Genomic DNA, 21,570 nt, shown 5'->3' on the forward strand with positions numbered 1-21,570 from the left:
GAGCGTTCCCCGCGTCCGCGGGGATGAACCGCCGTCCGCACAGGAAAAACGCGCCGAGCGGGCGCGTTCCCCGCGTCCGCGGGGATGAACCGTCAGTCCACCAGATTGTCTGGGAAGAGACCCAGCGTTCCCCGCGTCCGCGGGGATGAACCGTGTCACCTGGAGCATCTGGACAGCCTACAGCCGCGTTCCCCGCGTCCGCGGGGATGAACCGGCTGCGTTCGGCAATACGCTGGCACTGCTGCGGCGTTCCCCGCGTCCGCGGGGATTAATGACCAATAATCTGAGCTACCTGAGTTGTGGCATGTTATTGGGCTGTTTTTGTAGCAGCGCCTTGCATCACTCCTGCGGATACAGCGTATCCAGCACCTGGCTCTGTTGCTGACGGGCCATTTCCTCGCGTTTTTGTGCCTGAATCACCATTCGTACCGCACGCCACAGTGACTTGCCGCGCCAAGCGGTGTCGCTCTGGCCGAACAGGCAGGCATTCAGGTCGTCGAGTGCTTCCCCTAGTTCTGCGTGTTGTTGGCTGAGGCCGATCAGTCCGTCGCTGTGCTGGCGGCGGGCCCAGGCTTCCAGCGCCTTGCGCGCGTCGGCTGGCTGGTTGCTGCGGCAGGCTGCCTGCAGGTCGGTCAAGGGGTTGTTCTGGGTATCCAGCTCCAGATGTTCTTCTTCTTCGGGCAGCTCCAGTGCTTGCAGCTGGCGACGGGTTCGCCATAGCTGCAGCAGGCTGGCGCCGAGGGCTACGCCGAGTAGCAGGGTTGCCAGCTGCCAGGGCCAGAGGCGAACGTTGCTTGTATGTGCAGGCTGGATGCCTGCCAATGCCGGGTCCTCACTGACTTGTCCGTCCTCGCTGATGATGCTCAGCGTGAGGGGTTCCAGCGTGGCTGTTTCAAGTTGATCGGTCAGGGTGTTCCACCAGGGCAGGCGTATTTCCGGAAGCTGGAACTGGCCGGCCTGCTGGGCGACCAGTGCTGCGCTGTCGGTGCGAATGCCGATAATGCCGTACTCGTCGATTTGCTGCTCCAGCAGTGGCTGATCTGCGTATTGGCGCATTCCAGCCAGATCATCCAGGCGGCTGGCCAGTTCAGGCAGTTGGGCCGGACTCAGTCCGCGAGCCTGAACCAGCAATGAGCGGGTAAGGGGCTCGCCGGTAAGCAGGTCGAGTCCGGGGTCGGGTTGCCAGTTTTGCCGGAGTTGCACTTCGCGTGCTGGTAGCCATACGGCATTGGCCGGATAGCTGGGCGGAATGGGGCGTACTTCAATGCTTAATGAGGGTGAGCGTACCTGCACCAGTCGGCCGGTGCGCGGCGAGAAACGCTGGTCCGGATCGCGATCCTCCAGCACGTTGGCGCTGAATAGTTGGGAGGGAATATCCAGCAGGCCGCTGCGCTGGGGCCAGATGGCGTAGCGTACTTCGCTGACGCCATGACGGATGCCGTTGATGATCCGGGTGTACTGCTGCGGCTCACCCAGTCGCTGGACCCGCGCACCATCTATTTCCAATCCGCTAAGGCTGTTGTCGTCATACAGTGAGACTGAATGGTAGATGCGCAGGGTCAACACCACCTGCGCCTGGACATAGGGGTGACGTTCGTCAACTTCACTGTCAATAAATACCGGCGCCAGCACGGCGCTTCGGTCTTGGGCTGCCTGACTGGAACTGAGTACTTCGATGGCAATCGGGGCGCTGGCGGCATCTTCGGCGACCAGGGCGGGGATTTCCAGTAACCCGCTGTGGCGTGGGAGGAGGGTGATGATCCAGCGGGTGACCGGCTGGTTGCGCCCCTCCAGACGTGATACCAGGCTCAGTTGGCGAGTGCCTTGCACCTCGAAGTCCTGCTCCAGTGGTGTCAGATCGGGGCGATTCAGCCGGCTGCTCGCAGGGCTTTCCAGGGTCAGTTCGAGGGTATCGCCCTCGACCAGCCGGGTGCGGTCGACGCTGGCCTCCAGCGACGCCTGTGCCAGGCCCGGCAGGCACAGTAACAGCAGCAATAGCAGTCGTCCCAGGGTCACTCGTGATGCTCCAGATACTGGTGAAGAAACTTGCGTCGCAGCAGCTCTGCCGGGTTGTCCTCAATGCTGTCAAGCCATTGCTGCATGGCTTGCTGGCGTTCCCGTTGCAAGGCGTCGGGTGGCTGAGCGGTATTGCCGGCCGCAGCGGGTTGCAGGGCTTCGCCCGTGGCCCCTGCCGGTTCCGTCTGGCTGTTGTTGTTACTCTCGGCAGTGCCGCTGCTGCTGGTTTCTTCTGTGGCCGGCGTCTGGTTGCTGCTGGTTGTGCTGTCTGTCTGCGCGGGCGTGGGGTTGGCCGGTTGCGTGGCGTCCTGATCGTGCGGCGCCGGGCCCGAGGGGCTGCTTTCTGTGGCCTTGCTGTCGGCTGTTTGCTCTTCTGCACGCTGCGCTTCCAGCCAGGCTTCCACCCGGCTGCGGTTGTGTCTGGCGATACGCAGGTCGGGGGCGCGGGTCAATGCCTGCTCAAAAGACTCCAGTGCTGCTTCGTAGTATCCGTCCATGGCCAGTGCAGTGCCAAGGTTGGCGTGGTGCTCAGCAATGTCAGGCTGTTGCTGGACCAGTACGCGATACTGCTCGATGGCGCGTGGCATATCGGCTGCCTGATACCAGGCCCAGGCTCGCCAGGCCGGATCCTCGAAGCGTCTGGCAGCGGTGGCGGGATCGGTGTCGAGCAGTTGCATGGCCTGCTGGTCAGGCCGTTGCCACAAATCCTTCCAACTCAGGGCTTCGGCCGGCACGGGCAGTAGCCCGGCACACAGCACCAGTCCCAGCCAGCCGCGACGGTAGCCCAGTGCGGCTATCGGCAGGAGTAGCAACAGCAGCCAGTGGCTTTGTTCAGTCAAGGTCTGGCTGATGGTCGTGCTGTCTATGCCGGCGCTGCGCAGGGGGGGTAGCAGTTGGTTGAGGTCGCTGTTGTCAAGGGTCAGTCCGTGATAGCGAGCACCATGCCGGCGCAGGGTGCTGGCCAGTTGTTTGGCATCCAGTCGCGGCAGCAGGATTCGCCCTTGTTCGTCGCGCAGGAACCCGCCGTCGGCCAGCGCCACGGGTGAGCCTTCAGCACTGCCGATGCCAAGCACCGCCAGTCGCGATCCCAGTTCGGCAGCCTGCTGGTCCAGTGCCTGCAGGGCCTTGTCGTCGACACCTGAGGTGATCAGTAGAATGCTCGACCGGCGCGGTGGCCTGCCGCTGAGCATCTGCCGCGCAATCTGCAGGCCGGGTTCCAGCGCCTGTCCATCGATGGGCATGATGTCAGGATGCAAACCACGCAGCAGATTGCTCAGGGTTTCGGCATCCTGTGTCAGCGGAGCAACCCGGTGAGCGCTGCCGGCGTATACCACCAGTCCGGTTTCCAGATCATTGCGTTGCAGCAGATCTTCTATCTTGCGAATGGCACGCTGCAGGCGCTCCGGTTTGATATCGGTCGCCAGCATGGCGCGCGACATATCCAGCACCACGACCACCGCATGGGCTTCGGCTCGCAATCCCTGAGGCTGTCCGGCAGGGACGGAGGGCCCGGACAGGGCAATAACCGCCAGCATCCAGCCGCCAGCCAACAGCCACCAGCGTCCGCGATGCTGGGCGGTCGTGTTGCTCAACAGTACCTGGGCGACAGTCTCGGGCAGCAGTCTGGCCCAGCCGCTGTGACTGGTTCCCTGTCTGTACAGCAGCCAGCTGAGCACAGCCGGCAGCGGGAGCAGGAGCAGCCACGCGGGGCGGGCAAGGTGCAGCATTATTTCAGGCATGCAGTTGCTCCGGTCGCAGGCGGGTGATCGCCAGCCCCAGACTGATCAGCAGAGCCAGTCCTAGAGGCCAGTGCTGTAACGGTCGTGTGTCGTAGCGGGGGCGATCGGCGCGCAGTGCCGGTTCAAGTTGGTCAAGACGCCGGTAGATGGCCGTCATGCTCTGGTTATCGGTGGCGCGAAAATATTCACCGCCGGTGATGGCAGCAATATCCCGCAAAGCAGGTTCGTCGAGATCGATGGAAGGGTCGCCACTGAATGCCAGCAGCGATGTGTTGCTGCTGGCGGTGTGGCTGCCGACGCCAATGGTGAAAATACGCACGTTGTTCTCGGCGGCCATTTGTGCCGCCTGGCGTGGCTGCAGGCTGCCGCTGGTATTGGCACCATCAGTAATAAGTATCAGGGTTCGGCTGCTGGATGGCTGGTCGTGAAGACGGCGGATCGCCAAACCGATGGCATCGCCGATTGCAGTCTGTTGCCCGGCGAGTCCGATAAAGGTTTCGTCAAGCCAGGTGCGCACGCTGTCGTGGTCCAGGGTCAAGGGAGCCTGAACGTAGGCCTGAGTACCAAACAGGATGAGCCCCAGCCGGTCGCCATGACGTTGCTGGATGAAGGTGTCCAGCAGGCTTTTCACCAGCGTCAGGCGATCCACGGTTTGTCCGTCAAGTTGCATGTCATGGATTGTCATGCTGCCGGACAGGTCTACTGCCAACAGCATGTCGCGGCCACTGAGCTCCGGTGTCAGCGGATCGCCAAGCCAGTGAGGCCGGGCAGCTGCGAGCAACAGCAGGAACCAGATCAACAGCAGGGGCCAGCGCCGCCCCGGATTGATGTGCTGGCTGATGCCGCGGTGGGTCTGCGGTAACTGCTGCAGCCGGCGGATGAAACTGACCTGTAGCGCTGGCGCGTCGGTGGCAGCGGCGGGCAGCAACTTGCGCAGCAGCCAGGGTAAGGGTGCCAACAGGAAAATCCACGGCCAATGCAGCTCAGGCATGGTTGTGCCTCAGCCAGCGTTGCAGTTCAAACAGCAGCCGCTGCCGCTGCGCACCGTCCAGCGGGCAGTCTGGAGCGTAGCCGCCGCTGGCCAAGGGGGCCAGCAGGTCGCGGCGCGGTGACGGATAGGTACTGCACAGGTAGTCCACCCAGGCCTGGCCATGCAGCAACAGGGCCTGATTCTGGCCGCGTGTTTTCAGCCAGCGCTTGAGCAGGGTGTTGATGGCGGTTATCCACTCGGCACCGGGCAGATCATGATTGATTGCGCCCAGAATGCGCATTGCTCGCCGCCGGCGCTGCTGGAGGCGTCTCCAGGCAAGCAGGGCGACCGGAAGCAACAGGGCCAGCAGTAGCAGCAAGCCGAGCAGCAGCCACCAGCCTGGGGCAGGGGGCCACCAGCTGGGTGCTGGCGGGGCGGCAGGGTGGATCAGGGACTGGGCCAGAGGGGTGCTCATCGCCGGCCCCGTAGCAGCTGTGAGGACAGTAGCGGATCCAGCTGTTGCCAGCCGTGGCTGCAGGTGTCGAGCAATTGCAGATTGCAGCGTAGCCGCCTGGCCAGTTGCTGCCAGCTGGCCTGCCGTTGCTGGAACTGTTTGCGCCAGGCGTCACGCAGGGTGGCGTCCTGACTGTTCAGCAGCAGACGTTGCTGGTTGTCGCAGAAGGCCAGTTCGCCGGCTGTTGGCAGTTCTGCTTCCAGGGGGTCATGTACCGGCAGCAGGATCAGGTCGTTGTGTGCGGCAAGCGGAATCAGCAAGTTGGCTTGCAGTTGCTCGATGGCGGCGTGGTCGCAAACCAGGTGCACCAGGCTGCCCGGGCGAACAACTTCGCGGCCGTGGCGCAGGGCCAGGTTGACAGGTTCGATAGCAGCGTCGTTCAGCGTTGCCGGAGCCAGTTTCTGGTTGGCTTCGAGCAGCCGCGAGAGCAGTTGCAGCAGCGCCTGGCGGCTACGGCGAGGGCGTATTTCGTGGCATTCACCCGGCGCGAAGATCATCCCGCCGATACGGTCGTTGTCCAGCAGGGCATTCCACGCCAGCAGGGCGCAGGCTTCGGCAGCCACGGTGGATTTCATCAGACCGGTGGATGACAGCAGCAGGCGGCTGCTCTGTTCGCAGATGATGAAAACCGGCCGTTCGCGTTCCTCGTTGAATACCTTGGTGTGCACCCGGTGGCTGCGAGCGGTCACGCGCCAGTCGATGGTTCGAATGTCGTCACCGGGCAGGTAGGGGCGCACCTGATCGAAGTCCACGCCCCTCCCGCGCAGGCGCGAATACTGGCGTCCGGTCAGCTGGCCGCTGCGCCTGCTGCGCGATTGCAGGTGGACATGCTGGCAATGCTGCCTGATCTGTAGCAATTGCTCCAGATTCAGAAACGGCGCCTGGTCATGCAGCGCATTCAGCATCGATGTCAGACCACCGCGACGGATTCGACCAGCAGGCCAATGGTGCGGTCGGCATCCACACCTTCGGCCTCGGCCTCGAAACTGAGGATCAGACGGTGACGCAACACGTCATGCACCACCGCCTGAACATCTTCGGGGCTGACGAAGTCGCGCCCGGCCAGCCAGGCGTGCGCGCGGGCGCAGTGATCCAGTGCAATGGTGCCACGCGGACTGGCACCCAGCTCAATCCATTCGGCCAGTTGCGGGTGGTATTGCTGGGGTTTGCGGGTGGCCATGATCAACTGGATCAGGTATTCCTCCACTGCATCGGCCATAAACAGGTCAAGCACCTCGCGGCGTGCCCGGAATATTGCTTCCTGGCTGACCTGAGGCGCCGCGCAGGGTGGCTCACCTCGTGCCTCGCCGCGCGCCAGATGCAGAATCTGGCGCTCCAGCGCGGCATCCGGAAAGCCGATACGTACATGCATCAGAAAACGGTCGAGCTGGGCTTCCGGTAGCGGGTAGGTGCCCTCCTGCTCGATAGGGTTCTGTGTCGCCATCACCATAAACAGCTCGGGCAGCGGATAGGTTTGCCGCCCGATACTGACCTGACGTTCCGCCATCGCCTCGAGTAATGCCGACTGCACCTTGGCCGGTGCCCGGTTGATCTCGTCGGCCAGCACCAGATGATGGAAGATCGGCCCCTGCTGGAAACTGAAGCTGGCGGTTTCCGGGCGATAGATTTCGGTGCCGGTGATATCTGCCGGCAGCAGGTCGGGAGTGAACTGGATGCGGTGGAAGTCCGCGTCGATCCCTTCGGACAGCGCCTTGATCGCCTTGGTCTTGGCCAGGCCGGGAGCTCCTTCGACCAGCATATGCCCGCCGGCCAACAGACAGATAAGCATCCGGTCAATCAGTTGTTCCTGACCAAATATCTGCTTGCCCATGTAATGCTTGAGCTGGAGCAAGGCTTCACGGTGGGGCATGGACTATCTTCCTGTTTGTAACGACGGGGGGCGCATGGACGCTGACGGTCGATGGGCTAGACTAACCGCATCGCTGCCCCTTTGAAATCAGCCGCCGGCCTCGACCGTGCGGCCACTACCGGAGGTACTATGGCCCTGATCATGGCACAGACCCGCAAAGAGTTCATCGACCAGTTGCAGCAACGACTGCACCCGCTGGCGGAGTCCGCCGAGGCCGATAGCCTGTGCCGCTTTGCCGAGGCGTTTTTCGGGATAGTCGCGCTGGAGGAGTTGCAACAGCGTCAGGATAGCGATCTGCTGGGCTGCACGCTGTCATTCTGGCGTTTCCTGCAGCAGTTGCCGCAGGCCGAAGGCACGTTGCGGGTATTCAATCCGGATACCCGGCAGCATGGCTGGCAGTCGACCCATAGCGTTGTCGAGATACTGCATCCTGATCAGCCGTTTCTGGTCGATTCGGTGCGCATGGCGCTGAACCAGCAGGGCTATGCCATCCACACACTGCAGAACAGTGTGATTGCGGTGCGTCGTGACAGCGACGGCCAATTGCTCGAACTGCTGGACAGCATGGACGAGACGGCAAGCCATGAATCGCTGATGTATATCGAGATCGACCGCTGCGCGACCCAGGCCGAGATGCGTGCGCTGCAGACCGACCTGCAGCAGGCGCTGGCCCAAGTGCGCGCGGTGGTGGCTGATTTTACCCCCATGCGTGCGCGCGTTGCTGATCTGCAGAAAGCGCTGGATGGGCCGGCCTTTGCCTGGTATCCGGCCGCGCAGCGCGCTGAGGCACAGGCCTTTCTGCAGTGGCTGCAGGACGATCACTTTACCTTTATGGGCTATGAGTGCTTCGCGATTGCCGAGGGGCTGGGCGAGCAGCGCCTGGGGATTCGGCCCGACAGCCGCCTGGGTCTGTGTGCCAGCGATCCGCTGGAGGACGACCTCGACGGCCTGCCGCAACCGGTGCTGGATTACCTGCAACAGCCGCTGTTGCTGTCGTTTGCCAAGGCCTCGCGGGTCAGCCGGGTGCATCGCCCGACCTATCCCGATTATGTCTCGTTGCGTGAAGTGGATGCCGAGGGCCGGGTGCTGCTTGAGCACCGCTTTATGGGCCTGTACACCGCACGGGTCTACAGCGACAGCGTCGAGCAGATTCCCTGGTTGCGGCGCAAGGTTGCCGATGTACGGGAATCGATAGGTTTTCGTGGCGGCAGTCACCTCGACAAAGCCTTGCGCCAATTGCTGCAGGTGCTGCCCCGTGATGACCTGTTCCAGATGTCTCCTCTGCAGTTGCAGGATACCGCGCGCGGCATAGTGCAGATCCAGGAACGCAGTCAGGTCCGGCTGTTTATGCGGCGTGGCAACTACGGGCGCTTCTGGTATTGCCTGGTGTTTGTGCCGCGCGAGATCTATTCGACCGCGATCCGGGTAAAGATCGAGCAGGTGCTGATGAAGCGCCTGCAGGCCAGCGAGTGCCAGTTCTGGACCTTCTTCTCCGAGTCGGTACTGGCCCGCACCCAACTCATTCTGCGCGTCGACCCGCGCCAGCAGCTGGACATAGACCCCGTGAAGATCGAACAGGAAGTGATTCAGGCCTGCCGCAGCTGGCAGGACGATTTTGCCGCGCGCCTGCATGACAGCCTCGGCGAGGCGCGCGCCACCGAACTGTTGGTGGAGTTTGCCGGCGGTTTTCCGCCCGGTTACAGCGACCGTTTCACCCCGGCCAGCGGGGTGGTGGATTTGCAACACCTGCTGGAACTGACCCCGGAGCGGCCGCTGCAGATGAGCTTCTACCAGCCGCTGGCGCAGGCCGCCGGGGTGCTGCACTGCAAGCTCTATCACCTGGGCGAGCCGCTGCCGCTGTCGGATGTCATGCCGATCCTGGAGAATCTGGGGCTACGGGTGCTCGGCGAGTTTCCGTTCCGCCTCAATCACCGCGATGGTCGCCAGTACTGGATTCATGACTTCGAATTTACCTTTGCCGACCAGCGCGGGCTGGATATCCAGCAGGTCAACCAGCTCTGCCGTGATGCCTTTCTGGCGGTCTGGCACGGCCAGGCGGAGAACGATGCGTTCAACCGGCTGGTGTTGCTGGCGGCCATGTCCTGGCGCGACGTCAGCCTGCTGCGTGCCTTCGGTCGCTACCTCAAGCAGATCCGCCTGGGCTTCGAGTTGCCCTATATCGCCGCGACCCTGGCCAACCATGCGGATATTGCCCGCGAGCTGGTCAGGCTGTTCCGTACCCGCTTCTATCTGGCGCGCAAGCTGTCGGCGGAGGATCTACAGGACAAGCAGCAGAAGCTGGAACAGGCGATCCTGCAAGCGCTGGACGCGGTGGCCGTGCTCAACGAGGACCGCATCCTGCGGCGCTGTCTGGACCTGATCAAGGCCTGCCTGCGCAGCAACTTCTACCAGCCGGATGCCCAAGGCAAGGCCAAGGACTACATCAGCTTCAAGTTCGATCCGCAGGCGATTCCCGACCTGCCGCTGCCACGCCCGATGTTCGAGATTTTCGTCTATTCGCCACGGGTCGAGGGTGTGCATCTGCGCGGCGGCAAGGTGGCGCGTGGCGGCCTGCGCTGGTCGGATCGCGAGGAGGATTACCGTACCGAGGTGCTCGGGCTGGTCAAGGCCCAGCAGGTGAAGAACGCCGTGATTGTGCCGGTCGGTGCCAAGGGCGGTTTTGTGCCGCGCCGGCTGCCGGTGGGTGGCAGCCGTGACGAGATTCAGCAGGAGGCAATTGCTTGCTACCGGCTGTTTATTCAGGGGCTGCTGGATATCACCGACAATCTGGTGGAGGGTGCCGTGGTCCCGCCGGAGAGCGTGGTGCGGCATGATGGCGACGACCCCTATCTGGTGGTGGCGGCCGACAAGGGCACCGCGACCTTCTCCGATATCGCCAACCAGATCGCCGCCAGCTATGGCTTCTGGCTGGGCGACGCCTTTGCCTCTGGCGGCTCGGCCGGCTATGACCACAAGAAGATGGGCATTACTGCGAGCGGTGCCTGGGTTTCGGTACAGCGGCACTTCCGCGAGCTGGGCATCAATGTGCAGGAAGACCCGATCAGCGTGCTGGGCATTGGTGACATGGCCGGCGACGTATTCGGCAACGGCCTGCTGATGTCGCGCAGTGTCAGGCTGGTGGCGGCGTTCAACCACCAGCACATCTTTATCGACCCGACCCCGGATCCCGAGCGCAGCTATCAGGAGCGCGAACGCTTGTTCCAGCTGCCGCGTTCCAGCTGGGCGGATTACGACCCTGCGCTGATTTCCGAGGGCGGCGGGGTATTCGAGCGCAGCCTCAAGCAGATCCGCCTGACCCCACAGATGCGCGAGTGCTTCGAGATAGAGGCCGAGCACCTGACCCCGGCCGAGCTGATCAACCGCCTGCTCAAGGCCCCGGTTGATCTGTTGTGGAATGGCGGCATCGGCACCTACGTCAAGGGCGCAGCGGAAAGCCATGCGGATGTCGGCGACAAGGCCAACGACGCCTTGCGGGTGAATGGTGGCGAGCTGCGATGCCGGGTGATCGGCGAGGGCGGCAACCTTGGCATGACCCAGCTCGGCCGGGTTGAGTACTGCCTGAATGGTGGCGCAGCGAACACTGACTTTATCGACAACGCCGGCGGCGTCGACTGCTCCGACCATGAAGTGAACATCAAGATCATGCTCAACGAGTTGGTCGCCGCCGAGCAGATGACCGGACGCCAGCGCAACCAGCTGCTGGCGGCGATGACCGATGAAGTGGCTGCTCTGGTGCTGACCAATAACTACCGACAGACCCAGGCGATCAGCCTGGCGGCGCGTCAGGCCGGGCTGGCGATGGGTGAGTACCGGCGCTTTATCAGCGCCATGGAATCTGCCGGCAAGCTGAACCGGGCGCTGGAATTTCTGCCCAGCGACGAGCAACTGGTCGAGCGCAGCGCCGCCGGCAAGGGCCTGACCCGCTCCGAGCTGTCGGTATTGGTGTCCTACGCCAAGGCTGACCTGAAGGAAGCCCTGGCCGCCTCGGATGTGCCGGAGGACAGCTATCTGGCCCGTGAACTGCGCAGCGCCTTCCCGGCCGAGCTGGTATCCCGGCATCCCGACGACTTGCTACAGCACCGCCTGCGCCGCGAAATCATCTCCACCCAGCTGGCCAATGATCTGGTCAACCATATGGGCATCACCTTCCTGCGCCGGGTCGAGCAGTCCACTGGCGCACCGGCCAGCGATATCGCCCGCGCCTATGTGGTGGCGCGGGATGTGTTCGATCTGCGTCAGCGCTTTGCCGAGATCGAGGCGCTGGATTACCGGGTGCCGGCGGCCCTGCAACTGGAAATGATGGATGATCTGGTACGCCTTGGCCGGCGCGCCACCCGTTGGTTTATCCGCAACCGCCGTACCGCGCTGGAGCCGCAGCGCGAGGTCGAACATTTCCGTCCGCGGATTGCCGCGCTGGTGCAGGATTTCGACAGCCTGCTGGAAGGCCCGGTGCGCGAGCTGTGGGAAAGCAAGTACAGCGCCTGGGTCGAGGCCGGTGTGCCGGATACGGTGGCCAGGCTGGTGGCCGGCAGCGGGCATTTCTACACCATGCTCGGCATCGTCGAGGCCGCCGATGCCACCGCCCAGCCCAGCGAGCGGGTGGCCCAGGTGTTCTTTGGCCTGGGCAGTGAATTGCAGCTGTCCTGGTTTGCCCAGCAGATTAACCAGCTGTCGGTGGACAACCACTGGCAGGCGCTGGCCCGTGAAAGCTACCGCGATGATCTGGACTGGCAGGTGCGCAGCATGACAGTGGCCGCCCTGCAGGGCGGCACCGGGGAGCAACCGGTGGCGGCGCTGATCGAGCAGTGGCTGGGGCAGAACACGCTGCACTGCCAGCGCTGGCGCAACATGCTCGGTGAGTTACGCGCTGCCGGCAGTGGCGATTACCCGATGATCGCCGTGGCCATGCGTGAACTGCTGGATCTGGCGCAAAGCTCGCGCCTCGGTGCGGCAGCCGGTGAGGGCGCTGAATGCCGCGAATGATTGTTGATCTGGCGCTGCCGGCCGAGCGTTACCTGGCCTGGTACCAGGGGCGCGCCGAACGGGTACTGATGCACGCCCGTGACGGGCGCAGCATCAGCCTGCCGGCACACCACCTGCGGCGTTTTCTCAGCCGCGAGGGGATTTACGGCAGTTTCGAGCTGGAGTTTACCGAGCAGGGGCAACTGCTCGACATTCGCCGGCTCGACGCCGGCTGATGCAGTCACCGCCACGGGCGCCGCAGTGCTATACTCGGCGCCCTCTTTTTCTGGCTTTCAAGGCGTTGCCCATGTACTCCACCCTGCGCTCGCTGATGTTCCGCCTGCCGGCGGAAACCTCCCATGACCTGGCCCTCGACATGATAGGTGCGGCCGGTCGCCTGGGGCTGGCCCGCCGCCTGTTGCGCCCGGTGGCGCCGCAGCCGGTCGAGGTGATGGGCCTGAAATTCGCCAACCCGGTCGGACTGGCCGCTGGCCTCGACAAGAACGCCGTGGCGGTCGACGGGCTGGGTGCCATGGGTTTTGGCTTTATCGAGGTCGGCACCGTCACCCCGCGCCCGCAGCCGGGCAATCCCAGGCCGCGGATGTTCCGCCTGCCACAGGCGCAGGCGATCATCAATCGCATGGGCTTTAACAACCAGGGCGTGGATGCGCTGCTGGAGCGCCTGCAGGGTGTCGATTATGACGGCGTGCTGGGTATCAATATCGGCAAGAACGCCGTCACCCCGGTGGAAAACGCCGTGGACGACTACCTGACCTGCCTGCGCAAGGTGTATGCCTACGCCGATTACGTGACCCTCAACCTGTCCTCGCCGAATACCCCCGGCCTGCGCACCCTGCAGTACGGCGATGCGCTAAAGGCGCTGCTCGAACCGATCAAGCAGGCGCAGCTGCAACTGCAGCAGGAGCACGGCCGCTATGTACCGCTGGCGCTGAAAATCGCCCCGGACATGAACGACGAGGAGCTGCGCTTGGTAGCCCATACCCTGCTGGAGCAGGGCATGGATGCGGTGATTGCCACCAATACCACGTTGTCACGGGATGCCGTACAGGGCCTTGAACATGCCGACGAGGCGGGCGGGCTGTCTGGCGCGCCTCTCACCGAACGTTCCACCGAGGTGGTGCGTACCCTGGCCGACGAACTGGCCGGGCGCATGCCGATCATTGGTGTGGGCGGCATTTTCAGTGGTGCCGATGCGGCGGCAAAAATTGCCGCAGGGGCCAGCCTGGTACAGCTCTACAGTGGCTTTATCTACCGTGGACCGGAGCTGGTGCGCGAGTGTGTGGATGCGATTGCTGCGGCACAGGCTAACGCCGCGCAGGGCTGAATTGAAAAGCCCCCGCAAGCGGGGGCCGGTGGGCCTCAAGGGCCCGGCGCCGTGGAAGGGCGCCTTGGGAGAAATCGATTGTGAAAGGGTATTTGATTCAGGGCTGAAGACTCAGCCTACCGCATGCATCTCATTGAGCCTGTGCACGCCGGAGATACCAGTGAAGCCGTCCCAGTGGTCGGCTCGACCCTCGCGCCAGCCGTTCAGCCATTCCTGTCGAATACTGGCGGCGGTGAAGGGACAGGTGTCGCGAGACTTGCCTTGCACTCCATGCTGATAACCGCGTTGAAATGCTCGTTCCATCGGATCACGCTTGAGTCTTCTCATAATGGTAAAGCCCTCGTGTGGTTCAACTGCCCGCCACGGCAAATGGCCATAGCAGAAAATGGCACCAGCGGTTTTTGCCAGTGCCCGGACCGGGAGATGGTCTCCGGTGGTCCGTTGTCACGCGCTCAATCCATGAACCTGTTGTACCCTAACCACTGCCGTGTTGAAAGACCAATTAGTCATACCCAGAGCGCTGTTTAGCCGGGTCTGACATATGAATGAAATACACCACCGGAAATCAGACAGATGCGAGAGACTCTTGAATATTTTGTGACCTGCCCGAAGGGCATCGAGGGTCTGCTGCTCGACGAGCTGCGCCAGCTGGGCGCGGAGTCGGCCCGCGAGACGGTCGCCGGGGTCAGCCTGCAAGGCGATCTTGAACTGGGCTATCGCCTCTGCCTGTGGTCACGCCTGGCCAACCGTGTGCTGCTGGTGCTGTCGCGCTTCGCCGCCGAGGACGCCGCCGGCCTGTATGCCGGGGTGCAGGGCATCGACTGGCGCGAGCATCTGGCGCCTGATGGCTCGCTGGCGGTGGACTTCACCGGCAGCCTGCCGGGCATCGACAACACCCATTTCGGCGCGCTGAAGGTCAAGGATGCACTGGTGGATCAGTTGCGCCAGGCCGATGGCACGCGCCCCTCGGTGGACCGCGAACAGCCGGATCTGCGCCTGAACGTGCACTGCCGGCGGGGCGAGGTGCAGTTGGCGCTGGACTTGTCCGGTGCCAGCCTGCACCAGCGTGGCTACCGCCTGCAGCAGGGAGCTGCGCCGCTCAAGGAAAACCTCGCCGCCGCCATCCTGCTGCGCGCCGGCTGGCCGCAACTGGCGTCCGAGGGTGGCGCACTGGTCGATCCGATGTGTGGCTCCGGCACCCTGATTATCGAGGCGGCGCTGATGGCCGCCGATGTGGCGCCCAACATGCTGCGCCAGCGCTGGGGCTTCAGTGGTTGGCAGCAGCATGTGCCGGCGCTCTGGCAACGCCTGCTGGGCGAGGCGCAACAGCGCGCCGAGGCCGGCTTGCGTACACCGCTGTGGATTCGTGGCTACGAGGCTGACCCGCGCCTGCTGCAGCCGCTGCGCAACAACATCCAGCGCGCCGGTCTGGGCGACTGGGTAAAGGTCTACCAGGGCGAGCTGGCGACCTTCGAACCGCACCCGGACAAGGGCCAGCAGGGACTGGTGGTGTGTAATCCGCCCTATGGCGAGCGCCTCGGCGATACCGCCAGCCTGGTCTATCTGTACCAGAAATTTGGTGAGGTGCTGCGCGAGCGCTGCCGTGGCTGGCAGGCGGCGATCTTTACCGGCAACCCGGAGCTGGGCAAGCGCATGGGCATCCGCAGCCACAAGCAGTACGCGCTGTTCAATGGCGCACTGCCGTGCAAGCTGTTGTTGATGAAGATCGACCCGGAGCAGTTTGTCACCGGCAGCGCGCCGAGTGCCGGCGAGCGCAACGCAGCGTCCGCCGCGCCGGTTGCCGAAGCACGCCTGAGCGAGTCGGCGCAGATGTTTGCCAACCGCCTGCGCAAGAACCTGCGTACCCTTGGCAAGTGGGCGCGCCAGCAGGGCATCGAGTGCTACCGCCTGTATGACGCCGACATGCCGGAATTTGCCGTGGCGGTGGATATCTACGGCCAGCGCGTGCATGTGCAGGAATATGCACCGCCGGCCACGGTCAGCGAGGACAAGGCCGCCGCGCGCCTGCAGGATGTGCTGGCAGCCTTGCCGCAGGTGCTGCAGATTGACCCGCAATACATAGTGCTGAAGCAGCGCCAGCGCCAGAGCGGCAAGCAGCAGTACCAGCGGATGGACCAGCGCGGCGAGTTTTTCGAAGTGCGTGAAGGGCAGGCGAGGCTGCTGGTCAATCTCACCGATTACCTGGATACCGGGCTGTTCCTTGACCACCGTCCGCTGCGCCTGCGGATTGCCCGCGAGGCCGCCGGCAAGCGCTTCCTCAACCTGTTCTGCTATACCGCCAGTGCCAGCGTGCACGCCGCCGTCGGCGGTGCCCGCAGCACCACCAGTGTCGACCTGTCACGCACCTATCTGGACTGGGCACGGCGCAATCTGGCGCTGAACGGGCTGTCGAACCTGCACCGGCTGGAGCAGAGCGATGTGATGCAATGGCTTGAGGCAGATCGCGGCGAGTACGACCTGATCTTTATCGATCCGCCGACCTTCTCCAACTCCAAGCGACTGGATGACGTGTTCGATGTGCAGCGCGACCATGTGCGCCTGCTGGACCTGGCGATGGCGCGTCTGGGGCCGGGTGGCAGCCTGTACTTCTCCAACAACTTCCGGCGCTTCCGTCTCGACCCGGCACTGCAGGAACGCTACCGGATCGAGGACATCAGCGCGCAGACCCTGGACCGCGACTTCGAGCGTAACCAGAAGATCCACCGCTGCTGGAAGCTGACGCGCTAGTTACCCAGCGCCACCTGGCTGCTGGAGCGCTGGTGCACGTCGGTTATCACCAGATCCAGTGCGTTGCGGCTGTTGCCGGCGGCCGGATGATTGACGATAGCCACCACTGCCCACTTCTGGCCGTTGCGGTCACGGGTGATGCCAGCCAGGGCGCGCACGTTCCGCAATGCGCCGGTCTTGATATGCGCCTGTCCGGCCACTGGAGTATTGCGCAGGCGCCGGCGCATGGTGCCATCCATTGCCGCCAGCGGCATCGAGGCGGTGAACTCGGCGGCATAAGGGCTGCGCGCCGCCTGCTCCAGCATCAGCGCCAGATCGCGTGCGGTCAGCCGTTCGAAGCGGGACAAGCCAGAGCCGTTTTCAATCACCAGATGCTCACTGGTGATGCCCTTGGCTACCAGCCACTGGTTGATCACCCGCACCGCCGCCTTGTGATCGTCGGCATCCGAAGCACTACGCTGCTGGCGACCGATATTCAGCAGCAGCTGACGGGTCATGGTGTTATTGCTGAACTTGTTGATGTCGCGGATGGTGTCGACCAGATCCGGCGACGTGGTGCGAGCCAGCAGCCGGGCGTCGGCCGGCATATTGCCGATGCGGATGGTGCCGGCAATGCTGCCGCCGAGTTCTTCCCAGGTGGTGCGCAGCAAGCTGCCGGTATAGGTGGCATGGTCCAGTGCCGACAGCCAGCGCTCGGCCTGGCAACCCTCGTGGATTTCGCCACGCAGGGTCAGGGTGGCCTGGCTGCCTTGATCGCTCAGCGCATAGTGGATGTTCGGCCACGGGCAGCTGCGGGCAGCCGGTAGCAGTTTCACTTCGCTGACCACCCGTACCTCGGGCAGCGGCGGCTCCAGGTGGGTACGCACGCCGGTGCTTTCACCAAAGGTGCGCAGCTGGAACACCTTGAGGTTGCTCAGCAGCGGGTCCGGGGTAACCAGAAACGGCCGGCTGGGGTCGTTGCCATCGTCGACGAACTCGGCGATGTCGGTAGGCAGGCGCAAGTCGGCTGGCTGTAATACCAGATCACCGGTCACCTGACGCACACCACTGGCGCGCAGGTCGCGCAGCAGGGTCCAGATGCGTTCGCGGGTCAGCTTGGGGTCACCGCTGCTGCGAAAGACCAGATCGCCCTTGAGCACACCATTCTCGATCGGGCCGCTGGCCAGCAGATCGGTATTCCACTGCCAGGTCGGGCCGAGCAGTTCCAGCGCCGCATAGGTGGTCACCAGCTTCATGGTCGAGGCCGGATTCACCGGTGTGTCGGCATTCACGAACTGCGCCACACCCTGGCCATCCAGCGGAATCACCGCCAGTGACATGGCACTGCTGGGCAACTTGCCGGCCTCCAGGGCACGGGCAACCTGACCGGGCAGCTGACCTGCCTGAACACTGCCGCACAGCCCCAGCAGGAGTGCGCCGGGTAGCAGCAGATGGCGGAAAAGGCGGTTGTGCAGGGACGACAGGCGCATGGCAGCTCCGGCAAGCAAGGAAAAATGTACGGCCCGGCCCCCTAAGGGCCACGGGCGCTGACATCTGCATGATCACGCAAAACCCGCGCATAGCCAAGGGGTAATGACGTCAGCCACGCATACGGCTGATGCCCCAGGCGACCGGCAGCAGCAACAGAGTGATCAGCAGTGTTGCCAGAACGCTTTCGAAACGTACACGGTAGGCTTCGGCCAGCAGTTCGTTTTGCGGCACCAGAACGGCAAGCCAGGCATCCGGAAAGCGTTCCGACTGCAAGCGATGACGGGTTACCTGCCAGACACGCCCCTCCAGCACCAGGCTGCCGATCATCTCGGTGTAAATATCCCGCTCGGCAAAGGCTGCCAGCAGGGTGCTGCCCAGCTCGTCCAGACGACGCAGGCGCTGTTGCCCGGACTGGGTAGTGCCGAGCATGCGCTGCGGTTCATGGTAAGCCAGCACTGTGCCTTGCTGGTCGTATATGACCATTTCGCTGGTGTCGGTCAGGCGCGCCTGCTGGAGTGTCGCGGACAGGTTATGCAGGGTCACGTCTGCAGCAATGACTTGTTGTTGTCGGCCAGCCAGCGCCAGGGTGGTGCCGTATTCGCTGGTGGAAAAAAACACATAGGGCGGCGTGATGACAACACCGTCCTGTTGCAGCGCTTGCTGGTACCAGATGCGCTTGCGCGGGTCGTAGTTTTCGTCATCCACTGGGCCGCTTGCCAGCAGACGCATGTCTGCCGTGTAGAACTCGTGGATAACTTCACGCCGGCCGTTTTCGTGGCTGATGTGCCAGAGTTGCCAGACTGACCCTTCGGGTGCCTGGAAGCGCTCGCGCAGGGTCAGTGAGTGCAAGGGGCGCAACATCATGTAGTCGCCATCCGGCCAGCCGATGTAGATGGAGTTGAGTTGCGGGTTGTGTTGAAGAACGCTGGCAAGTTTGTGCAGGTGCGGGCGACGCTGGGCCAGTATTGAGGTGTTCATCAGAACATCATGCTGCAGCAGCACAAGCGCTTGGCGGGGTGCTTCGTAGGTTGCCAGCAGGTGGTTGCTTATCTGTTGGTGAATGCGCTGGGTCAGTTCATTGCCTGCGCTAAGGATGACCCGGCTGTGCTGGTGATACTGGTAGATCGCCAGGGCAATACCAGCCAGCGCCAGCAGTGACAGAATCGCCAGGGTTTGCGGCCAGTTGCCACGCGGTGCCTGATAGTAGTGCTGCTCGCTCATGCCTGCTGCCTCCGTGAGCCGGGTCTGCAGCAACTATAGATGAGCCTTGCGCTACGTGCTCAGGTGTCGATCTGCGGCAGTCGGAACAGCTGGCGGGCGGTGGCGCTGGTATGGGCAGCCAGTTGTTCGATCGGCTCGTCACGACAGCTGGCCAGCATCCTCGCCACTTCCGGCAGGAACGCCGGCTCGTTGCGGCGGTTGCGCGGGCGGGGCTGCAGGGTGCGTGGCAGCAACCAGGGTGCATCGCTTTCCAGCATCAGTCGTCCCGCCGGAATGTCACGCACCAGCCCCTGCAATTCCACGCCACGGCGTTCGTCACAGACCCAGCCGGTGATGCCGATGTGCAGGTCCAGATCCAGATAGGCATAGAGCGCCGCGCGGTCGGCAGTAAAACAGTGCACCACGGCACCGCACAGCCGGTCGCGGTAGTCGCGCAGTATCTCCAGCAGGCGTTCGGAGGCCTCGCGCTCGTGGATAAATACCGGCAATTGCAGCTCGGCCGCCAGTTGCAGTTGCTGTTCAAAGCACAGCTGCTGTTGCGGACGCGGGGAGAGGTCACGGTTGAAATCCAGCCCGCACTCGCCAATCGCACGGACCTGGCTGGCGCTGGCCAGTTGTTTCAGCGTCAGGCTGTCACTGCTGTGCCAGTGTTTGGCGTCGTGCGGATGCACACCAGCGGTACAGAACAGACGGTCGGGGAGGGCGTTGCAGAGTTCGCTGGCGCGTTCGCTGACGGCCAGTGAGGTGCCGGTCAGCAACAGCTGACTGACACCTGCCTGAAAGGCACGTTCAAGGACCTGTTGGCGGTCCTGATCGAAGGCGTCGTCCGTCAGGTTGACGCCAATGTCGACCAGTTGCACCACTCAGCTCCGCGGACGGGCCTTGGGTTTGAACGGACGCTTTTCCGCGTTGTCGCGGCGCGGCGGACCCTTGCGCGGCGGCGGACGGCGGTCGTCGCTTTCACCCTCGGCCAGCGGCCACGGCTGAATGCGCAGGGCAATACCGTTGATCTCGACCTGCGACAGCCGGCTCAGGGTGGCGGCATCCAGCGCCGGCAGATACACCGCCGTGTGCTGCGGGAACAACTTGATGTTGCCAATCTGCGGGCGACGCAGGTTGCTGTTCTGGCACAGCGCATCGACCAGCGGCTTGGGCAGCATGCCGTTGGTACGACCGCCCTGCACCTTGTAGCGCACCAGACCGTCGTCCTGCTCGGCAAAACGCTCGGTGCTGCGCGGGGCAGCCTGTGGCAGATCGACAACCGGCTCGATCAGGGCCTTGGCACTTGGCAGCATCGACAGCAGGCAGGCGGCCAATTCCTCGGCATCCAGCGTGGTTAGCTCCATCAAGTCGCGTACCAGTTGCTGCTGGGTGGCGCCGACTTTCTCACTGGCAGTGTTCAGGCGGGTAGCCAGCTTGCCCAGGCGACCACTGCGCACCGCATCGGCGCTCGGCAGTGCCTGTTGCTCGATCTTCTGTCCGGTGGCCTTTTCCAGGGCGAACAGCAGGCGCCGCTCACGCGGGGTGGCAAACAGGATCGCGGTGCCCTGGCGACCGGCACGGCCGGTACGGCCAATCCGGTGCACATAGGACTCGCTGTCGTGCGGCAGGTCGTAATTCAGAACGTGGGTGATGCGCTCGACATCCAGACCACGGGCCGCTACGTCAGTCGCTACCACGATATCCAGCTGGCCGCGCTTGAGGCGCTCGACCACCTGCTCGCGCAGTTGCTGGCTGAGGTCGCCGTTCAGTGCGGCGGCGGCAAAGCCACGCGCCTCAAGACGCTCGGCCAGCTCCATGCTGGCGGTCTTGGTGCGCACAAAAACGATCATCGCATCGACCGGCTCCACTTCCAGCAGGCGGGTCATGGCGTCGAGCTTGTGGTGGTTGGCCACTTCCCAGACCTTCTGGGTAATGGTGTCCAGGCTGCTCTTGGCACCGCTGTGCAGGCGGATTTCCTTCGGCTCGTGCAGGTGCTTGTGCGCCACGTTGCGCACGCCCGGCGGCATGGTCGCGGAGAACAGCGCGCGCTGGCAGTCATCCGGTACTTCGTCGAAGACCATTTCCAGGTCATCGGCAAAGCCCATCTTGAGCATCTCGTCGGCTTCGTCGAGCACCAGGTATTTCAGTTCCTGCAGCTTCAACGTGCCGCGACGCAGGTGGTCGGTCAGACGGCCGGGGGTGGCAACCACCACCTGCACGCCACGTTCCAGCGCCTTGAACTGCGGAGCAAAGGCCGAGCCGCCATACAGCGCCAGCACGGTAAAGCCGCGCAGGTTCTGTGCATAGCGCTGCAGTGCCTCGGCAACCTGCAGGGCCAGCTCGCGGGTCGGCGTCAGGATCAGCGCCTGAGTGGCACGCATGCTTGGCTCGATGCAGGCCAGCAACGGCAGGGCAAAGGCCGCCGTCTTGCCGGTGCCGGTCTGCGCCAGACCGAGCAGGTCATGGCCGGCCAGCAAAGTGGGAATGGCCTCGGCCTGAATCGGGGAGGGTGTTTCATAACCGAGGCTGTTAAGAGCGTCGAGGAGCGGTGCAGGCAAGCCAAGATCGGCAAACTGCGGTGCCGCCGGAGCGGTATCGGACATACGGAGAATAAACCTTGGGGGAGTAAAGAGCGGAAGTATACGCCATACGCGGCAGAATTGCCGCAGGGTTTTTCAGCGGCTGGCATAAAAGCCTGACCGGTGGCAGGCT

General features: G+C 63.6%; 15 protein-coding genes and 1 CRISPR repeat array. Of the genes, 4 read left to right on the forward strand and 11 right to left on the reverse strand.

Annotation, left to right across the window (positions count from 1 at the left end; translation table 11 throughout):
* The first annotated feature begins 2 nt into the window (after positions 1-2).
* A CRISPR array of direct repeats spans positions 3-275; the repeat unit is 29 nt; unit sequence GCGTTCCCCGCGTCCGCGGGGATGAACCG.
* Positions 276-339: 64 nt separating this feature from the next.
* Genes BMZ23_RS10430 through BMZ23_RS10455 form a run of 6 tightly spaced genes read right to left on the reverse strand, consistent with a single transcriptional unit; the run spans position 340 to position 7,109 of the window.
* Entirely contained in the window at positions 340-2,016 is a 1,677-nt protein-coding gene (locus tag BMZ23_RS10430) for a BatD family protein (RefSeq protein WP_093476557.1), read from the reverse strand.
* Entirely contained in the window at positions 2,013-3,755 is a 1,743-nt protein-coding gene (locus BMZ23_RS10435) for a VWA domain-containing protein (RefSeq protein WP_093476560.1), read from the reverse strand. Before BMZ23_RS10435 ends, BMZ23_RS10430 begins: the two co-directional genes overlap by 4 nt.
* Positions 3,748-4,746, reverse strand: coding sequence for a vWA domain-containing protein (locus BMZ23_RS10440; RefSeq protein WP_093476563.1), 999 nt, complete (start codon positions 4,744-4,746; stop codon positions 3,748-3,750). Before BMZ23_RS10440 ends, BMZ23_RS10435 begins: the two co-directional genes overlap by 8 nt.
* A complete protein-coding gene (locus BMZ23_RS10445; RefSeq protein WP_093476567.1) occupies positions 4,739-5,200 on the reverse strand; it encodes a DUF4381 family protein in 462 nt (153 codons plus the stop codon). The genes BMZ23_RS10440 and BMZ23_RS10445 overlap by 8 nt, the downstream gene beginning before the upstream one ends.
* The gene (locus BMZ23_RS10450; protein WP_093476570.1) at positions 5,197-6,144 is read right to left on the reverse strand and encodes a DUF58 domain-containing protein; all 948 of its coding nucleotides are present in this window, start codon (positions 6,142-6,144) and stop codon (positions 5,197-5,199) included. Before BMZ23_RS10450 ends, BMZ23_RS10445 begins: the two co-directional genes overlap by 4 nt.
* Before the next feature lie 5 nt (positions 6,145-6,149).
* Entirely contained in the window at positions 6,150-7,109 is a 960-nt protein-coding gene (locus BMZ23_RS10455) for an AAA family ATPase (protein ID WP_093476572.1), read from the reverse strand.
* A gap of 129 nt (positions 7,110-7,238) precedes the next feature.
* Here BMZ23_RS10455 and BMZ23_RS10460 point away from each other — a divergent pair, with 129 nt between their 5' ends.
* From BMZ23_RS10460 to BMZ23_RS10470, 3 genes are all read left to right on the forward strand, one after another.
* The gene (locus BMZ23_RS10460; protein ID WP_093476575.1) at positions 7,239-12,113 is read left to right on the forward strand and encodes an NAD-glutamate dehydrogenase; all 4,875 of its coding nucleotides are present in this window, start codon (positions 7,239-7,241) and stop codon (positions 12,111-12,113) included.
* A complete protein-coding gene (locus BMZ23_RS10465; protein ID WP_093476578.1) occupies positions 12,101-12,328 on the forward strand; it encodes a DUF2835 domain-containing protein in 228 nt (75 codons plus the stop codon). The genes BMZ23_RS10460 and BMZ23_RS10465 overlap by 13 nt, the downstream gene beginning before the upstream one ends.
* Before the next feature lie 71 nt (positions 12,329-12,399).
* Positions 12,400-13,437 (forward strand): quinone-dependent dihydroorotate dehydrogenase, encoded by a 1,038-nt coding sequence (locus BMZ23_RS10470; RefSeq protein WP_093476581.1) that lies wholly within the window; start codon positions 12,400-12,402, stop codon positions 13,435-13,437.
* 111 nt (positions 13,438-13,548) lie between these two features.
* Here the strand turns inward: BMZ23_RS10470 and rmf are convergent, their stop codons facing one another.
* A complete protein-coding gene (rmf, locus tag BMZ23_RS10475) occupies positions 13,549-13,764 on the reverse strand; it encodes a ribosome modulation factor (protein ID WP_093476584.1) in 216 nt (71 codons plus the stop codon).
* A 246-nt stretch (positions 13,765-14,010) separates the two neighbouring features.
* On the opposite strand from rmf, the gene rlmKL reads away from it, so the two are divergent.
* The gene (rlmKL, locus tag BMZ23_RS10480; RefSeq protein WP_093476588.1) at positions 14,011-16,185 is read left to right on the forward strand and encodes a bifunctional 23S rRNA (guanine(2069)-N(7))-methyltransferase RlmK/23S rRNA (guanine(2445)-N(2))-methyltransferase RlmL; all 2,175 of its coding nucleotides are present in this window, start codon (positions 14,011-14,013) and stop codon (positions 16,183-16,185) included.
* Here rlmKL and dacB read toward each other — a convergent pair.
* The 4 genes from dacB to BMZ23_RS10500 all read right to left on the reverse strand — a co-directional run bounded on the left by dacB (position 16,182) and on the right by BMZ23_RS10500 (position 21,461).
* On the reverse strand, positions 16,182-17,654 hold the full coding sequence (gene dacB / locus BMZ23_RS10485; RefSeq protein ID WP_093476591.1) for a D-alanyl-D-alanine carboxypeptidase/D-alanyl-D-alanine endopeptidase: 1,473 nt from the start codon (positions 17,652-17,654) through the stop codon (positions 16,182-16,184). The two genes, rlmKL and dacB, sit on opposite strands and share 4 nt — an antisense overlap.
* Before the next feature lie 109 nt (positions 17,655-17,763).
* Entirely contained in the window at positions 17,764-18,876 is a 1,113-nt protein-coding gene (locus BMZ23_RS10490) for a PDC sensor domain-containing protein (protein ID WP_093476594.1), read from the reverse strand.
* 59 nt (positions 18,877-18,935) lie between these two features.
* Positions 18,936-19,736, reverse strand: a complete 801-nt coding sequence (locus BMZ23_RS10495; protein WP_093476789.1) for a TatD family hydrolase — start codon at positions 19,734-19,736, stop codon at positions 18,936-18,938.
* 3 nt (positions 19,737-19,739) lie between these two features.
* A complete protein-coding gene (locus BMZ23_RS10500; protein ID WP_093476597.1) occupies positions 19,740-21,461 on the reverse strand; it encodes a DEAD/DEAH box helicase in 1,722 nt (573 codons plus the stop codon).
* Positions 21,462-21,570 lie beyond the last annotated feature (109 nt).

The sequence above is a fragment of the Halopseudomonas yangmingensis genome, assembly GCF_900114825.1.
In the GTDB taxonomy this organism is placed as follows: Bacteria; Pseudomonadota; Gammaproteobacteria; order Pseudomonadales; family Pseudomonadaceae; genus Halopseudomonas; species Halopseudomonas yangmingensis.

What these genes read in the sequence shown, in the direction of transcription:
- BMZ23_RS10435 (WP_093476560.1), bottom strand. Translation starts at nt 3,755, where the DNA reads ATGCCTGAAATAATGCTGCACCTTGCCCGCCCCGCGTGGCTGCTCCTG.
- BMZ23_RS10440 (WP_093476563.1), bottom strand. Translation starts at nt 4,746, where the DNA reads ATGCCTGAGCTGCATTGGCCGTGGATTTTCCTGTTGGCACCCTTACCC.
- BMZ23_RS10445 (WP_093476567.1), bottom strand. Translation starts at nt 5,200, where the DNA reads ATGAGCACCCCTCTGGCCCAGTCCCTGATCCACCCTGCCGCCCCGCCA.
- BMZ23_RS10450 (WP_093476570.1), bottom strand. Translation starts at nt 6,144, where the DNA reads ATGCTGAATGCGCTGCATGACCAGGCGCCGTTTCTGAATCTGGAGCAA.
- BMZ23_RS10455 (WP_093476572.1), bottom strand. Translation starts at nt 7,109, where the DNA reads ATGCCCCACCGTGAAGCCTTGCTCCAGCTCAAGCATTACATGGGCAAG.
- BMZ23_RS10460 (WP_093476575.1), top strand. Translation starts at nt 7,239, where the DNA reads ATGGCCCTGATCATGGCACAGACCCGCAAAGAGTTCATCGACCAGTTG.
- BMZ23_RS10465 (WP_093476578.1), top strand. Translation starts at nt 12,101, where the DNA reads ATGCCGCGAATGATTGTTGATCTGGCGCTGCCGGCCGAGCGTTACCTG.
- BMZ23_RS10470 (WP_093476581.1), top strand. Translation starts at nt 12,400, where the DNA reads ATGTACTCCACCCTGCGCTCGCTGATGTTCCGCCTGCCGGCGGAAACC.
- rmf (WP_093476584.1), bottom strand. Translation starts at nt 13,764, where the DNA reads ATGAGAAGACTCAAGCGTGATCCGATGGAACGAGCATTTCAACGCGGT.
- rlmKL (WP_093476588.1), top strand. Translation starts at nt 14,011, where the DNA reads ATGCGAGAGACTCTTGAATATTTTGTGACCTGCCCGAAGGGCATCGAG.
- dacB (WP_093476591.1), bottom strand. Translation starts at nt 17,654, where the DNA reads ATGCGCCTGTCGTCCCTGCACAACCGCCTTTTCCGCCATCTGCTGCTA.
- BMZ23_RS10490 (WP_093476594.1), bottom strand. Translation starts at nt 18,876, where the DNA reads ATGAGCGAGCAGCACTACTATCAGGCACCGCGTGGCAACTGGCCGCAA.
- BMZ23_RS10500 (WP_093476597.1), bottom strand. Translation starts at nt 21,461, where the DNA reads ATGTCCGATACCGCTCCGGCGGCACCGCAGTTTGCCGATCTTGGCTTG.